The organism is Microbacterium sp. 4R-513 (genome assembly GCF_011046485.1).
GTDB lineage: Bacteria > Actinomycetota > Actinomycetes > Actinomycetales > Microbacteriaceae > Microbacterium.
In genome coordinates this window covers 975,754-991,210 of record NZ_CP049256.1, presented here as the reverse complement: position 1 = coordinate 991,210, position 15,457 = coordinate 975,754, and the positions used below count along the sequence as shown (strand labels likewise).

Genomic DNA, 15,457 nt, shown 5'->3' with positions numbered 1-15,457 from the left:
GCATAGATCCTCGCGCGCCGATCCGCACCTGTCGGTTTCGGATGCGCCTTCTTCAGTCGAGTGCCGGCGTCCATTGCCGATCCCTTGTCGTCGCGCGGCGCGGGGGAGCGACGTGCTGCTGGAGCGCATCCGCCAGTCGGTCGTGGAACCGGGTGGTGCTGAATTCGCGGCCCGCGCGCAGCGCGTCGGCGTGCGCTCGCCGCCGGTACTCGTCCCAGTCGTCGTGGATGCGACGGAGGCCGGACGCGAGGGCCTCGGCATCGTCGGGAGTGACGCGGACGGCCGCGGAGAATCCGGCCGCCGCCTCCGTCAGTCCGGTGTGATCGGCGACCACGACGGGGCGTTCGCTGAGGAGGGCCTCGATCACGACGTTCCCGAAGGATTCGTCCAGCCGGGAGGGGACGACGGCCACGTCCGCCGCCGCGTACGCGGGCCACACCGTCTCGCGGAAGCCGGAGAAGCGCACGTGCGACTCCAGGCCGAGCTCCGCGACGAGCGCGCGCAGCTCCGCCTCGTACCACTCGTAGCCGGGGAAGACCGAGCCGACGATCTCGACCTGGGGGTCGATGCCCGCATCGCGCAGCAGAGCCGCGGCCCGGACGACGAGGTCGGTGCCCTTGCGCGGCGACAGCCGGCCCACGTAGACGATGCGGAATGCGCCGGTCACCCGCTCCCGTGGCGGTCGGCGGTCCGCGGGGCCCGCGACGCCGTTCGGCACGACGATCGTCCGACCTCCCCGATCCGGTCCGGCGGAGCCCGAGACCCGTCGGCTGGTCTCGGAGTTGAAGATCACGCCGTTCGCGAGGGCGAGGGGCGCGGTGAGCATGACGCGTGCCGGACGGGAGAGCCCGGCCTCCGCCTCGTGGACGTAGACGATCGCCGGCTGCCGGAAGGCGCGGGCGACGAGGGTCCAGAACGGCACGGTCACGGTGTTGACGAGCACCACATCGGGTGCGACATCGCGCAGGAGTCGCCGCATGCGAGGCACCTGCACGACGATGTCTCGCAGGAGCGACAGCATCCCTCCGACGCTCAGGATGCTCTTGCGGATGACGGGGGCGGGGAGCACCACGACCTCTGCGCCGGCGGAGCGCAGGAGCGGCACGAGGGGGCCGTCGACCGAGCACGTCACGACGGTGCGCCAGCCGCGCGGGGCGAGGCCCCGCACGGCCTCGAGCATCATGCGGTCGGAGCCGTAGAGGTCGGCCGAGGGATTGGCGATCACCACCGTCCGCGGTCGCGCGGATGCTTCCGTCCCGGCGGGCATGTCACCGCTCCGGCCAGTACTCGTCGACGAGGGCCACGGTCGAGGCGATGTTCGCCCGGCTCGAGGCCCCGAACACGATGGACTCGAGGTTCGGCAGACCGCAGACCCACTCCACGGCCTCGCGGGGCGGGAGCGCTCCGCTCGCGAAGACCGACATGGCCACGGCGCGGAAGGGCCGCTTCTCCATCGCCTCGCGGTACGCATCGACCCCGCCCGACATGCGGAAGCCCAGCTTGTTGATGTTGGAGCAGACGAGGGGGTTCTCGACGCCGGCGCGATCGAGATCGTCGAGCACGCGCGGAAGGTTCATCGTGATGAACCCCGGCTCCGCGTTGTAGCGGGCCCGCACGTGATCAGCGAAGATGCGCAGCGCGTCGGTGAAGCCGAGCCCGGAGAGGAGATCCACCACGACGTTCTGCATCCAGATGACGGGGGTCTGGAGGCCCGAGAACATCTTGAGCTCCGCGTCGACGAGCAGGGTCGACACGCCCTCGATGTCTTTGCGCGCGAGCGAGGACGCTCCGCGCGCGATGCTGTCGAGGAGGCCCTCGTCGGGAAGGAATCGACGGATGGCGCCGAGGAATCCGTCATCCGTCACCGCATTGGCGTACTTGTGCGCGTACGGCATGCACGGGAAGAACGACATGCCGGCGTACCGCTGCGGGTTCGAGCGGACGCGATCGCAGACCTCGGCGATGCGGTCGTGCGTCGTGCACATGAACGTGCGAACGCCCTCGTCGTAGGCGGCGTCGATCACCTGCATGATGGCGTCGACGTCCTGGAACCGGATCTGCTGCGCGCGCGCCTTCTCTTCCGACATGTGGTTGACGCCGAAGAACTGGTTGTCGCCGAACAGGAGCCGGTCCATGGTCCGCGTGGCGGTGGTGGTCATCGTCAGGCCCCCGCCCTCAGTGCGCGGAACGCGGCGCTGATCCCGCGTCTCGGAGCCGGCGCCTGCCGCGCCGCGGCGCCCTCGCGCGTGAGCCGCGCGCCGACGCGCGAGGCATCCTCGCTGATCATGGCGATGACCCGGTCGGTCACGGCCGCCGAGGCGAAGTCGTTCTCGCCCTCGATCGCGCCGTCGATCACGCGGCGGATGAAGGAGTCGAGCTGCGTGCTGTACTCCTCGCCGCGCAGATAGAACCACGGCGCCTCGGTGAGCTCCGTCGTGTAGCGGACGTTCCATCCCGCCCGGTACCCCTCGGGGATCGGGGCGGTGTCGCGCAGATACACCTGGATCTCCTGCCGGTCGGCGTAGATCCGGCCGTGCGTGCCCCACAGAGTGATCTTGGTCGTCATCTTCCGCTGCGACTCGTCCGCCCAGTTCGCGACGATCTGCGCCGTTCCGCCGGGGTAGTGCAGCGTGCTCGCGACGGCGTCGTCGATGTTCGCCGAGAAGATGCTGGTCAGCTGACTCCCGCTCACGGACTCCGGCGCGCCGAGGTACCACGTGAGGAGGTTCAGCGGGTGGGCGGCGTAGTCGTAGAGGCATCCGCCGCCGGTCGCGCGCTGGCTCCGCCATGTGTGACCAGCCGGCTTGAGCACGACGGGCCCGTAGGCCTCGGCGAGGGTCGTGTTGACGGCCCCGATCGCCCCCGCCTCGAGAAGTCGCTGCACCTCGCGGAACGCGCCGACGAAGCGGTTGTGATACCCGACCTGGGTGACGAGGCCCCGGGCTGCCGCGGCATCCGTCAGAACCGCGCTCTGGGCCGGGTCGATCACGAGCGGCTTCTCGCAGAACACGTGGATGCCTCGCTCGAGCGCGGACTGGATCATGCCGGAGTGCAGGTGCGTCGGCGTCGCGACGATGAGCGCCTGCGGCTTGGCCTCGTCCAGCATCCGGTCGAGGTCCTTGAAGGTCCGCACACCCGTGTACTTGGAGAGGATGTCGAGTAGATACCCCGTCGCATCGCAGACCCCCACGACCCGGACCTCGGGGTGCGCCCGCACCATCGCCAGATGCGACAGCCCCATCTTCCCGAGACCCACCACTGCGACATCGATCATGCGTTCGCCCCTATCCTCTGCGGCACGTGTCCTCGGCGCTCGAGCGCGCCGAGCAGCGCCTGCTCGTACTGCCCGCCGATCCGCGACCACGTGAACTCATCGCGGAACCGCCGACGGCTGGCCGCCCCCATGCGGCGCCGCCGGTCCTCGTCCGAGAGCACGCCGCGCAGTACGCGGCGGAGGCTCTCGGTGTCGGTGAAGTATGCGTTCTCGCCGCCCGCCACCCAGCGGTTGTAGCGGTTGTCGTGGGCGATGACGGGGTTTCCGGCCGCCATCGCCTCGACGAGCGAAGGGTTGGTGCCGCCCACCGTGTGGCCGTGCACGTAGACGGCCGCGTGGAAGCGCAGCGACCGCAGGCGTTCCTGGTCGAAGATCGCTCCCGGGAACACCACCTCCGCGGAGGCCGCAGCCATCACCTGGGCCTGGTAGGCGTCGTCCGGTCCGTACGGCCCGACGACGACGATCGGCATGCCGCGCACCTCGGCCGACCAGGCGCGGACGATCTCGAGCACCGAGTTCTCGGGGATGGGCCGGCACACCACGATCCCGTACCGGCCGGGCGTGAGACCGAGCTCGGTCGCGGCATCCGTCGCCGCCCGCGTGACCTCATGGGCGCCGTAGGTGATCGTCTGCACCCGCCGGCGGCCGAAGTGCCGCTGCAGATACTCGGCGATGACGGGGTGATCGGCGATCAGCACATCGCCGACCCAGCCCGCGCACCGCTCGTTGCCCAGCAGGATCCCCTGCTTGAGAGGACCCCAGCGCTTGCGGGTCCACTCCATCCCGTCCATGTTGATGACGTTCGGGATGCCGCGCAGCCGTGGCAGCACGTCGTACACGCCGGTGTTGTAGCCGAAGGTGAGCCACACGTCGCCGGGTCGATGCATCGCCATCGCGTGCCGGATGGAGGTGAGGTCGAACGCGGCGGTTCCGCGCCATCCCTCCTTCGGCTCGTGGATCAGCGTGCGGGCGATGCCGTTCCATTCGTCGTTCTTCGTGCGCCCGACCCCCGGGAGCTGGCAGTACACGTCGACGGACCAGCCCCGGTCCCGCAGGTGCAGGGCGATGTTCTCGGCGGCGGTCTCGAACCCGCCGTAGTTCGCCGGCACCCCATGGGTGCCGAGGATGCGGACTGTCGAGGCCACCGTGCGATGTCCTTTCAGGATCGAGAGCGCGCCGCCGCGGACGGCGTCACGTTCCGCGGAGCGTCCGGCATCGCGAGGGTGCGCCCCAGGGCACCCCTCCGCCGTGGGAAAGGCTGCGCCACCCGCCCGCTGTTGGGGGCGAAACACATGCGGTGCCATGTCCGGACTGGGGCTGACCAGATGGGCACCGCGGTTAGGTGCGGGCGGGCGGCGCAGGATCGTGAAGCATTCGGGCCGGCGCGGTGACCGCCGGAGGTGTGGATGGAAACGGAGAGCGAACGCGTGCGGACGCCGACGCACACGGCGTCCGCACGTGTCGCTCCGGTCTTGGTCGTCATGTCAGTACGCCCCCTTCGGAGCGACCATGACCCGGGCGGTGCGCCACATGATCATGAGGTCCGACGTGAGGGACCAGTTCTCGACGTAGCGCAGGTCGAGGCGCACACTCTCCTCCCAGGAGAGATCGCTGCGGCCGCTGACCTGCCAGAGCCCCGTGATGCCGGGCCGGATGTACAGCCGGCGGCTCACCGTGCCGTCGTAGTCGAGGACCTCCCGCGGAAGCGGAGGACGCGGCCCGACGACGCTCATCTCGCCGCGCAGCACGTTGAAGAACTGGGGCAGCTCGTCGAGCGAGTACTTGCGCAGGAGGGCCCCTACGCGTGTGACGCGCGGGTCGTGCCGCAGCTTGAAGAGCGGACCGGCACCCTCGTTGCCCGCGCGCAGCAGCTCGAGCTGCGACTCGGCGTCGGCGCGCATCGTGCGGAACTTGAAGATCTGGAAGTACCCGCCGTCACGACCCACGCGGGTCTGCCGGAAGAACACCGGTCCTGGCGAGTCGAGCCGGATCGCGAGGGCGATGAAGGGCAGGACGATCAGGATCGGGAGGAGCGCGAGGCTTGCGAAGACGAGGTCGAAGGCCCTCTTGAAGGCGTGGACCCCACCCTCGAACTCGGGGATCTTGACCTGGATGAGCGGCAGGCCGTCGAGCGGCGTGAGGGAGATGCGGGGCCCGGCGACCTCTGTCAGCCTGCTGCAGACGACCATCTCTGCGGCGGCTCCCTCCAGCTGCCAGCTGAGCCGCCGAAGGAAGTCGCGGTCGCCCTCCGGGATGCTCGCCACGATGATGGCGTCAGCCCCCGAGAGCCGGGTCTGGTCGGCGGTCGATTGGATCGGTCCGACGACGGGGTACGACCGCCCGTCGACCACGATCGGCGCGCTGCCGTCCGTCGTCACGGCGATGACGCGGTAGCAGTGGTGCGGGTCGCGCACGAGGTTGCCGATGACGTACTCGACGTCCTGCCTCGTGCCGGCGACGATCGCGCGCGAGACGCAGTCACCGTGCTTGCGTTCGCTGATGAGGCGCTTGCGCCACAGCCAGCGGTCGACGAGCAGAGCGACGAGCCCGGCGGGCAGCGCGATCGCCAGCTGCAGACGCAGTCCGTCGAGCTGGAAGAAGACGAAGAGGATCGCGACGATGCCGAAGGCGAAGCCCGTCGCGTGGGCGACGCGCTTGTACTCGGCGGCACCCGACCCGAGGATGCCGGGCTCGCGGGTGCGGCCGAGCCACAGGAGCACGAGCCACGCGACCATGACCGGCACCGCGACGCGGGCCGCGCCCGCGACGGACGTGAGCGAGAAGCTCGGCATGTCGAGGCTCGCCGTCGTGACGGTGGCCGCGATCACGGCGAAGGCGTCGGTGATGACGAGACGACGCCGATACCGGCGCTCCCAAAGATGCCTTCGCTCGAGCGAAGGCTGACTACGCGGCGCGATGGCCGCGGGCAGATTGGCTGGCCGCGGGGCGGTCGTCGCCGAGCGCCGAAGCGGAATTCGGGTCTCCGCTTCGGCGCCCATTGGCGACGCCGCACCCTTTACGGCCAGCTTCAGGCCGCGGTCCACCGTGCGCACGGCTGTGCGTCCCCGATAGACATTCCTCTACCCCAAGTCAGACGTGCACGTCGACGACATCGACGACGTCCAGCGTCCCCAGATGCGCTGATCCGACCGGGTGTGCCGGACACTAAAGGGTTCCCAAGCCCCTTGCGCAACGCCACTGTACCTCCGGTGCACGCGGAAGGGAAGAGATTGTTCGCCCCCGATTTGACTTGCGTTAATCGGTTCCGGTATGGGCCCCGCGAATTCGCCCGCGGGGCGCAGTCAGCCGATCAGCCTGGCGACGGCGTCGACTCCCATCCCGTAGTTGATCCGCTGGACCGGCAGCGCGAGCTTGTCCGTGCCGATCGTGACGTAGCCGGGCTCGATCGTCCGAGCCATCTCGAAGCCGGCCAGACGCAGGCCTTCCTTCGAGGTCTCGTTGTAATGCCCGTAGGGGTACGCCATGACCTCCTTGACGCCGAGCACCTGCGCCGAGGTCTCCATGTCCGCGGCGATCTGCTCGGCGGTGAGATTGACCATCTCGCCCTCGCCGTTGGCCCCCGCCTTGTGCATGTCGTGGGTGTGCGAGCGGCGGAGCACGTAGGGGTTAGGCGGCGGATCCTGCCGGTACGCCGTGATCATGAATGAGGTGGCGAGCAGCTTGTACCTGTCGACGACCGGGGCCGCGAGATCGAACCACGACTGGTCCGCATCGTCGTCGGTGATGATGACGGAGTGGTTAGGCAGCCACAGCCGCGCGTCGATGAAGGCGCTCAGCTCGTCCCACGTCGGCAGGTAGAAGCCGCCCGTCGCGATGTGATTCATGTGGGCGTCGAAGTCGCCGATGTACGCGTAGTTGCCCCGCAGCCATCCGCTCTCGCCGGCCGGGTTCGCGGTGAACTGGTGGTACATCATGATCGGGATGCGGGCGTTCTCCGCCGCGTTCTCCTCAGGCGTCTTCCACGACCCGTACAGGGTGATCTGCTGCTGGGTGCACGCGACGAGCTCCGACCCGTTGATGCGAGCCGGGATGTTGAAGGATGCCGCGTCCGCCGGAGTCGCGTACCACCCGGCGAACACCGACCCGTCGCGCGAAGGGATCGGCAGGGCGCTGTAGAGGGCGCCCTGCGTCTGGAGCTGCGGCGCATCCGAGATCCCGTCCCCCTCGAAGCTCACCGCGCAGGCGTTCGGATCCTGGGTCGAGGCCAGCAGCTGCTCCGACGGCGTGAGAGGCGTCGGAGTCGGCGTGGGGACGGGTGTCGCCGTAGGCGTCGGCGAGGGGGCGGCCGAGGCATCCGTCGTCCTCGTCAACGCGATCGCGGTGATGGCCGCAGCAGTCCCGCCGATCACGACGAGTATGGCGATCAGCACCGCGAGGAAGCGGCGACGCCGCACGCGCTTCGAGGGGCGTCGAGGTGCGCCCGCGGAACCGTCGGAACTCATGGCCGCGTGAACCCCCTGTCGACTGCGGCTCGTTCAGCCCCATGAACGATCCGCCTGTGCGAAATGATAGGCGAAGGCGGGCGCCGGATTGCGAAGGCGCAGGCGGGTGGTGGATGCCGCGCCGACCGCCCCAGCTCCCTGCGAGCGCCCCGCCGATCGACGCGGCGCTCGCAGGAACCTGTGGCGCTCGCGACTACCCGCGAGGCGGGTTCGCCGGCAGCCACTCGGCGAGGGTCGTCTCGAAGACCGAGGCCCCCTCGACGGGTACGAGCGTGAGGTCGTCGAACTCGAAGAACTGCGTCGCGTGCACGAGCGAGAAGGGGATGCCCGACTCGCGGATGAGCTTCTCCTGCGCGACCTTGGCGCGGAAGTAGGGGATGCTCTGCGGACGGTTCGTGCCGACGATGGTCAGCGCGACGTGGTGTCCGACTCCTGCGGCCCTCTCCGCCGCGATGAGGTTGTTCGTCGAGGTGGTGAAGAAGTCCAGCACGGCGCTCTCTTCGAAGGACGGCGAGTTGGAGACGTCGACGAGGACCTGCGCCCCGTCGAGCGCCTGGGCGAGGCCCTCGCCGGTGATCGAGTCCACCCCCGTGTTCGGCGAGGCCGCGACGGCCTCGTGGCCCTGCTCCGTCAGCTTGGCGACCACCTTCGATCCGATGAGTCCCGTTCCGCCGATGACGACGATCTTTGCCATGTCTCTTCCCTTTCGCATCGGTCGCCGCGGAAGCGGCGCCTCGAAGGGATGACCGGATGGCGAGCGCATCTGTGACGGTCAGTGCGCGTTCCAGGCGCGCAGCTTGTCGGGATTGACCACGAGCCACACGCGCGAGATCCGCTCCGCGCGGAGGCCGACCGTCACGACGCCGACGATGTCGTGGCCGGTGTGCAGCGCGATGCCGGGTTCGCCGTTGACGGGGCACTCGACGGCGACAGCTTCGGGGTGCGCGTCGAGGAACCGCACGAGCATGTCGACGATCCGCGCTCGGCCGCCGACGGGCTCGAGGGGTGCGCGCACCCGGCCGCCGCTGTCGACATAGAGCGTCGCATCGGGATGCAGCACGCGCACGAGCCGCGAGAAGTCGCGCTCGTCGCACGCGTACGCGAGTGCGCGGACGGCGAGGCGCTGGCGCCGCATGAGCGACCGGGGGTCGGTTCGTGCGCGCAGGGGCCAGGTCGCGCGGGGGCGTCGTCTCATGCTCCTCCGCCGGTCACATGCCGCAGCTTCTCGGGAGCCATGATCCACAGGAGCTGGAGGATGCCGTCGCGAGAGGCCGTGAGGGTGACCGCCGTGGTGACGCGCCCGTTCTCGGTGAGCGCGGCGGCGGGCTGCCCGTTGACCTCGACGCGGTCGATCGTCTTGCCATTCCAGAAGTGGTGCGCGAAGGCCGCGATGAACTTCGCGACGCGCTCGCGCCCGGCGACCGGGATGCGCGCCGCGAGCTTCACGCCGTTGCCGTCGGTGTAGCTCACCACATCGTCGGCGAAGAGCGCTTCGAGAGCCTCGACATCCCCCGCTGCGCGGCGAGCAGGAACGCGTCGAGCAGCCGCCGCTGCTCGGATGCCGCGACCTCCGCTCGCCGACCGGTCGCGAGATGCTTGCGTGCACGGCTCACGAGCTGGCGCGCGAGAAAAGCCGCCGGCTCGACGACCCCCCGGCGATCGACCCCCTGCCACCGGATCCACGCCTCCTGGACGACGTCCTCGGCATCCGCGACGCTCCCGAGCATGCGGTAGGCGATACCGAAGAGCCGCCGCCGGGAGTCGGCGAACACCGCGGCAGCGGACGCCAGGTCGTCGTCCGTGCGCGGCGATTCGGGTTCGTCGTGCATCATGCGGCGGTGGTCATCGGAACGGGGGCGGCTCCGATCATCCTCTGTTTCGCGCCCGTGGCAACACTTTCCACAGAAATCCCTTCCGCCGGTCGCGCATGCGCGAGCCCTTCGCAAGGGTTGACCGGGCGGCATCCCGATCTGTGACGACGGATGCCTCGTCCCCCGCCCGTGTCGACGCCTCTGCCTAGACTGGCGCCCGTGCTGACTGCGCTGGCGATCGACGGGTACCGCTCGATCCGGCGGCTGCGGCTCGGACTCGACCGGGTGACGGTCGTCACCGGTCCCAACGGCAGCGGCAAGTCGAGTCTGTACCGCGCGCTGAGACTCCTCGCCGCGGCCGGCCGCGACGGTGCGGTCACCGCGCTCGCCCGGGAGGGCGGGCTCCCGTCGACCTTGTGGGCGGGGCCCGAGGTGCTCGGGCGGGAGGTCGCGGCAGGCCGCGCGCCGGCGCAGGGTCTCGTGAGAAGCGGCCCCGTCGCACTCCGGATGGGGTTCGCGAGCGACGACTTCGGATATGCGGTCGACCTGGGACTCCCGCTGCCCGACAAGACCTCGATGTTCGGACGCGACCCCGAGATCAAGGCCGAGGCGGTGTGGCACGGCGCGACGCTCCGGCCGGCGACGGCGCTCGCCGAAAGACGGGGGCCTCAGGTGAGGCTCCGCGAGAGCGGTGCGTGGGAGCCGCTCGATCGCCGGCTCGCCTCGTGGGAGAGCATGCTCGACGAGGTCGACTCGCCGGAGGTGCGGGCCGTGCGCGCCGTGCTGCGCGGCTGGCGCTTCTACGACCACGTGCGCACCGATTCCGCCGCCCCGGCCCGGTCGGCCGAGATCGGCACGCGGACGCCCGTGCTGTCGGCCGATGCCCGCGACCTCGCCTCCGCGATCCAGACGATCCGTGAACTCGGCGTCGCCGAGCGGCTGGACGCCGCGATCGACGAGGCGTTTCCCGGGAGCCGCGTCACCGTCACGGAGAGCGAGGGCCGCTTCGAGCTCGCGATCTCGCAGCCCGATCTCCTCCGGCCTCTCCGTGCCGCCGAGCTCTCCGACGGCACACTGCGCTACCTGGTGTGGGTCGCCGCGCTCCTGTCGCCTCGCCCCGCGGGTCTCGTCGTGCTCAACGAGCCCGAGACGAGCCTCCATCCCGACCTGCTGCCCCCGCTCGCGCGCCTCGTCGTCGATGCCTCCGAGCACTCGCAGGTCATCGTCGTGTCCCACGCCGAGCCGATCGTCGGCGCGCTCCGCCGGGCCGGCGCGGCCGTCGCCGAACTCGAGAAGACGACCGGCGAGACGAAGGTCGTCGGTCAGGGGAGCCTCGACGAGCCGCCGTGGCAGTGGCCGTCCCGCTGACCGCCGGGCCGCGGCATCCTGCGTAGTTCCACGTATTTGCCGTCGGCGGCACCCGCGCCATCCTGGAGGCGATTCACCGCCCACAGGGAGGGCGGATGCCGGGGAGATGATGGCATGGACGGATCAGGTTCGCGGGATGCGCTGCACGCTCGGGGGCGCGCAGTGCGAGGGACGTCCCGCGCCGCCATCCTCTCCCTGGCCCTTCTTCCGGCGCTCATGGGCTCCGCGGTCGGCGCCGATGCCGAGCCTCGCGCCGGCGACGGGCCGACGCAGGGCGGCGTCGTGTGCGGGCTGGCGCATGCCGGCGGGTACGCCGTGGTCTGCGCCCGGCGGCAGCTGCCCGAGAGGGAACCCCGGCCGGGGCAGCTGCTCGGGTCGCTGCTCCTCCCCCAGAGCCCGCCTGGTGCCATCGCGCGCTGACCTGGTCGAACGCGGAGCCCCGTAGTCACGGTGCATGAGGCGGACTACCGTGTTGCCATGTCTTCGCTCGACAGAAGACTTGCGGATTGGTTCCTCATCACCGCGGAAGTGCTGCAGCGGCCGATCGTCGAAGTGCCCCTCGACGACCTGCGCGACAGCGTCCTGTCGAGCTTCGATGCGCGGATGGCGACGTCGAACCTCCGTGACAAGGAGGGCCGCGTGACGGTACGTGGCTACGGGTGGTCTGCGACGGATCCCGACTCGCACGAGGCGAATCGAGCCATCGCAGAGCTCTTCCGGGTGCTCGACTTCGAGCTGTTCGACTACCACCCGCTGCTCCAGTGGTACGCGCGCACGGGTGACACCGCCCCGCAGTCCGTCGGACGCGTACCGCCGCGCTTCCTGGACGCCTGGCAGACACACGAGGTCTACGACCTGCTGCGGGGACTCCGGGCGGAGCAGCAGCTGTCGATCCCGATGCTGGTGCGCGGCATCGAGCACCAGGCGGTCGTCGTCTGCCGGCCCGGCCTGGATTTCACCGACGACGATCTCGAGCTCGCCCGCTTCCTGCAGCGGATGTTCACGTCACTGCAGAGGCAGGCGGAGATCCTCGCGGCGCGGGCGGTGCCGGAGGAACTGGCGAGCTCCCTCTCGGGGAGGGAGCTCGCCGTCCTTCGTCTCATCGCGGGCGGGAGCAGCGCTCAGGCTGCAGCCCGCGAGCTGGGTGTGTCGCCGCGGACGGTCGAGAAGCATCTCGAGCACGTCTACCGCAAGATCGGGGTGCGCGACCGCGTCTCGGCCGCGCTCATCGCCTACGAGCTCGGACTGGTCGACTCCGATCGCCCGGCGCGCCCGCACACTCAGATCAGCCCTTGACGGCCGCTCCCGCGACGGACTCGACGATCTGCTTCTGCGCGATGCCGAAGAGGATCAGCACCGGCACCGAGGCGATCACCGCGCCGGCCATCACGATCGCGAAGTGCGTGCGGTACGCGCCCTGCAGCATCGCGAGGCCTGGCTGGAGCGTCATGTTCTCGGGCGAGAGCAGCACGTAGACCGGCCAGAGGAAGTCGTTCCAGTTGTTGAGGAACGACAGCACGGCGAGCGTCGCGAGCGCCGGGCGGGCCAGGGGCAGCACGACCTGCAGGAAGATGCGGAACTCGCCCGCGCCGTCCATGCGGGCGGCCTCCTCGATCTCGACCGGGAGCGCCACGAAGAACTGCCTCAGGAAGAAGATCCCGAATGCTCCGGCCGCCCCCGGCACCGTGATCGCGAGCAGCGTGTCGAGCCATCCGAGGTTCTGCACGATCAGGTAGTTCGGGATGAGGAACACGACCGGCGGCACGAGCAGCGTCGAGATGATGACGCCGAAGACGATCTTCTTCCCCGCGAACTCCATGCGCGCCAGGGCGTAGGCGCCCATCGAGGCCGTGACGAGGATCAGGATCGTCTGGATGGTCGCGGCGGCGAAGCTGTTCCACAGCCACAGGAAGATCGGCTGCTCGCCGCTTGTGAGCAGCGTCGTGTACGCCTCCGTCGAGAACGGATTCGGCCAGCCGTACGGGTTGCGCACGGCGTCGGCATCCGTCTTGAACGACGTGATGAGCATCCAGATGAGCGGCAGGATGATGATGAGCGCCAGGATGCCGAGCACGATGTACAGCACGGTCGTGCCCGCGATGCGGCGGCCTGAGGGCTTGCGCTTCTCGGGCACCGTCGTCGTCTGCTGCCGGGTCTCGGGGATCGCCGTGGTGGTCATGCGACGGTCCTCTCGACGCGCTCGCGCTGGAAGCGGAAGTTGACGAAGCTGATCACCGCGAGGAAGGCGAACAGGATGTAGCTCATGGCCGCGGCGGGCGCCATGTTGTTCTGCGACAGACCCTGGTCGGCGATGTACATGATCGCCGTCCGCGTCGTGTTGCCGGGGCCGCCGGCCGTCAGCAGATACGACTGACCGAACATGTTCGCGCTCGCGAGCACCGTCGTCGTCGTGATGAACAGCATCACCGGCCGGAGTCCGGGGATCGTGACCGACGTGAAGCTCCGCCACGGGCCGGCGCCGTCGAGGGCGGCGGCCTCGTAGAGATCGCCGTTGATCCCCTTCAGTCCCGCCAAGAAGATGACGGTGTTCAGGCCCATCGTCCACCACACCGTGACACCGACGAGCGTGACCCACACCCACGGCACGTTGACCGTCCACGGGATCTCATCGGGGAGGCCGATGAGGCCGAGCAGGTGGTTCAGGATGCCCGACTGCGTGTCGAGGATGTAGCCCCAGATGACGCCGATGACGGCGACGCCCAGAACGTAGGGCGCGAAGAAGACGGTGCGGAAGGTCGCCGCGGCCCGGATCTTGCGGTTGAGCAGCAGCGCGATCCCGAGCGGGATGAGCACGAGGCAGGGCACGGAGAGGATCACGAAGATCGCCGTGGCGCCCATCGACTGCCAGAAGTCGCCCGAGAAGGTGCTGTTCGGGTCGAACAGCGCGATGTAGTTCTGCAGCCCGACGAAGTTCTGGACGTCGCTGAAGGGGCTGTAGTCCGTGACGCTGATCCAGAGGCCGAAGACCGCCGGTGCGACGACGAAGGTCAGGAAGAGGATCAGGAAGGGCGCGAGGAACAGGTAGGCGATCAGCGTGCGACGCCGGCCTCCACGCGCCCTGTTGGCGGGAGTCCCGCCGGACTCCCCAGCGTTCTCACGCTGGGGAGCCACGGCGGGGGTGGTGACGATCTCAGCCACCGTACTTCGCCTGGTTCTGCTTCAGGATCTGGTCGGCCTTCTTCGCGGCGTCGTCGAGCGCTTCCTGGGGCGTCTTCTTGCCGTTGAGGGCCTCGTTGATCGCGGTGGTGATGAGGGCGTTCGCCTCGGCGATGCCGGGGGAGACGGTCTCGTAGTGGGCGTACTCGAGCTCGTCCATGAAGGGCTGCAGGTTGGGGTAGTTCTGCACGAGCGTCGGGTCGTTGCGCACGTCGTTCGCGGCGGGCAGCTCACCGGTCTCGGCCCACCCGGCCGAGTTGTCGTTCATCCACTTGACGAACGTCGCGGCCGCGGCCGTCTTGTTCTTGTCCTGGCCCTTGTTCGCGGGGAAGACCCAGTGCGTGGAGCTCGACCAGACGGCCTTCTCGGTGCCGATCTGGGGCACGGGAGCCGCAGCCCAGTCGAGGTCGGCGAACGCGCTGTTCGTCGTCTGCCAGACGCCGTTCCAGTTGAATGCGGTCTGACCGGCGAGGAGGGCCTTGATGTTGCCGTCCTGCGCGACGTTGGCGGGGCTGTAGCCGTCCTTGATGAGGTCGGTCATCCACGTCAGCGCCTGGACGCCGGCGTCGGAGTTGAAGGTCGCCTCGGTGACGTCCTCGTTGTAGAGGTCGCCGCCGAACTGCCACAGCAGGCTCTCGAACTCGAAAGTGCCGGTGAAGACGTAGCCGTCCACCCACTCACCCTGGATGCCCACGCCCTTGAGGGCCTCGAGAGCCGCAGTGTACGACTCCTGATCCGTCGGGATGTCGGTGATGCCGGCCTGGCTCAGGACCTCCTTGTTGACGAACAGGCCGAGCGGGGTGACGCTCCACGGGATCGCGTACTGCGTCCCCTTGTAGTCGCCCGCCTCGTAGACACCCGGAGGGAAGTCGTCGGCGCTGTAGCCGAGTCCCTTGACGATGTCGTCGGCATTGAGCAGGAGCTTCTGCGCCGCATAGGTCGCGAGGTCGTCGCCGTGCAGCACCGCGACGTCGGGTCCCTTGCCCGCCTTGATGGCGAGGGGCATCTTGGCCGCGATGTCACCCCATTCCTGGGGCACGTTCTTGACCACGATGTTGTCGTGCTCCGAGTTGAACTTCTCGATCAGCTTCGGCACGAGGGTGGGCGCTGCGCCACCCGTCCAGCCGTGCCAGAACGTGATATCGACCTTGGGGCCGTCGTACTCGCCGTCGCCAGAGACGGTGCCGGTGGTGCCCGACGAACCGCCGCAACCGGTGAGCGCTACTCCGAGCCCCACCGCCGCTGCGATGCCGAGTGCCCGAACGAACGCCTTCTTCATGTGATCGCTCTCCTTTGAGTGTGGGCCCATCACGTCTGGGTCAGACGCGACCTCTTGACCCATCGCCTTGTCCGCGAGAATCTAC

The 15,457-nt window shown here is 69.3% G+C and carries 16 protein-coding genes; 3 read left to right on the top strand and 13 right to left on the bottom strand.

Annotated elements, in window-relative coordinates:
- Positions 1-52: 52 nt before the first annotated feature.
- The 10 genes from G5T42_RS04275 to G5T42_RS17550 form a co-directional block, all read right to left on the bottom strand.
- A complete protein-coding gene (locus G5T42_RS04275) occupies positions 53-1,267 on the bottom strand; it encodes a glycosyltransferase (RefSeq protein ID WP_165125919.1) in 1,215 nt (404 codons plus the stop codon).
- A 1-nt stretch (position 1,268) separates the two neighbouring features.
- On the bottom strand, positions 1,269-2,159 hold the full coding sequence (locus G5T42_RS04270) for a hypothetical protein (protein WP_206535709.1): 891 nt from the start codon (positions 2,157-2,159) through the stop codon (positions 1,269-1,271).
- Between the two features lie 2 nt (positions 2,160-2,161).
- A complete protein-coding gene (locus G5T42_RS04265) occupies positions 2,162-3,274 on the bottom strand; it encodes a Gfo/Idh/MocA family oxidoreductase (RefSeq protein ID WP_165125916.1) in 1,113 nt (370 codons plus the stop codon).
- Complete coding sequence (locus G5T42_RS04260; RefSeq protein WP_241245957.1) at positions 3,271-4,419, bottom strand: DUF1972 domain-containing protein; 1,149 nt, start codon at positions 4,417-4,419, stop codon at positions 3,271-3,273. The genes G5T42_RS04265 and G5T42_RS04260 overlap by 4 nt, the downstream gene beginning before the upstream one ends.
- Before the next feature lie 339 nt (positions 4,420-4,758).
- Positions 4,759-6,273 carry a sugar transferase gene (locus tag G5T42_RS04255; RefSeq protein ID WP_165125910.1) on the bottom strand — a complete coding sequence of 505 codons (1,515 nt, stop codon included), beginning with the start codon at positions 6,271-6,273 and terminating at the stop codon, positions 4,759-4,761.
- Positions 6,274-6,576: 303 nt separating this feature from the next.
- A complete protein-coding gene (locus G5T42_RS04250; protein WP_165125907.1) occupies positions 6,577-7,737 on the bottom strand; it encodes a polysaccharide deacetylase family protein in 1,161 nt (386 codons plus the stop codon).
- Between the two features lie 193 nt (positions 7,738-7,930).
- The gene (locus G5T42_RS04245) at positions 7,931-8,431 is read right to left on the bottom strand and encodes an SDR family oxidoreductase (RefSeq protein ID WP_165125904.1); all 501 of its coding nucleotides are present in this window, start codon (positions 8,429-8,431) and stop codon (positions 7,931-7,933) included.
- Positions 8,432-8,509: 78 nt separating this feature from the next.
- Complete coding sequence (locus G5T42_RS04240) at positions 8,510-8,932, bottom strand: hypothetical protein (RefSeq protein WP_165125901.1); 423 nt, start codon at positions 8,930-8,932, stop codon at positions 8,510-8,512.
- Positions 8,929-9,207: a hypothetical protein gene (locus tag G5T42_RS17555; RefSeq protein ID WP_347104232.1), complete on the bottom strand. Its 279-nt coding sequence runs from the start codon at positions 9,205-9,207 to the stop codon at positions 8,929-8,931. Before G5T42_RS17555 ends, G5T42_RS04240 begins: the two co-directional genes overlap by 4 nt.
- Positions 9,204-9,569 (bottom strand): sigma factor, encoded by a 366-nt coding sequence (locus G5T42_RS17550; protein WP_241245955.1) that lies wholly within the window; start codon positions 9,567-9,569, stop codon positions 9,204-9,206. Before G5T42_RS17550 ends, G5T42_RS17555 begins: the two co-directional genes overlap by 4 nt.
- 198 nt (positions 9,570-9,767) lie before the next feature.
- Here G5T42_RS17550 and G5T42_RS04230 point away from each other — a divergent pair, with 198 nt between their 5' ends.
- The 3 genes from G5T42_RS04230 (at position 9,768) to G5T42_RS04220 (ending at position 12,212) form a co-directional block, all read left to right on the top strand.
- Positions 9,768-10,916, top strand: a complete 1,149-nt coding sequence (locus G5T42_RS04230; protein ID WP_165125898.1) for an AAA family ATPase — start codon at positions 9,768-9,770, stop codon at positions 10,914-10,916.
- Between the two features lie 114 nt (positions 10,917-11,030).
- Positions 11,031-11,336: a hypothetical protein gene (locus G5T42_RS04225; RefSeq protein ID WP_165125895.1), complete on the top strand. Its 306-nt coding sequence runs from the start codon at positions 11,031-11,033 to the stop codon at positions 11,334-11,336.
- Between the two features lie 57 nt (positions 11,337-11,393).
- A complete protein-coding gene (locus G5T42_RS04220; RefSeq protein ID WP_165125892.1) occupies positions 11,394-12,212 on the top strand; it encodes a helix-turn-helix transcriptional regulator in 819 nt (272 codons plus the stop codon).
- Here G5T42_RS04220 and G5T42_RS04215 read toward each other — a convergent pair.
- Genes G5T42_RS04215 through G5T42_RS04205 form a run of 3 tightly spaced genes read right to left on the bottom strand, consistent with a single transcriptional unit; the run spans position 12,202 to position 15,372 of the window.
- On the bottom strand, positions 12,202-13,095 hold the full coding sequence (locus G5T42_RS04215; RefSeq protein WP_165125889.1) for a carbohydrate ABC transporter permease: 894 nt from the start codon (positions 13,093-13,095) through the stop codon (positions 12,202-12,204). The genes G5T42_RS04220 and G5T42_RS04215 overlap by 11 nt on opposite strands.
- Positions 13,092-14,075 (bottom strand): sugar ABC transporter permease, encoded by a 984-nt coding sequence (locus G5T42_RS04210; RefSeq protein ID WP_241245954.1) that lies wholly within the window; start codon positions 14,073-14,075, stop codon positions 13,092-13,094. The genes G5T42_RS04215 and G5T42_RS04210 overlap by 4 nt, the downstream gene beginning before the upstream one ends.
- Positions 14,068-15,372, bottom strand: coding sequence for an ABC transporter substrate-binding protein (locus tag G5T42_RS04205; RefSeq protein WP_165125886.1), 1,305 nt, complete (start codon positions 15,370-15,372; stop codon positions 14,068-14,070). The genes G5T42_RS04210 and G5T42_RS04205 overlap by 8 nt, the downstream gene beginning before the upstream one ends.
- Between the last annotated feature and the right edge of the window lie 85 nt (positions 15,373-15,457).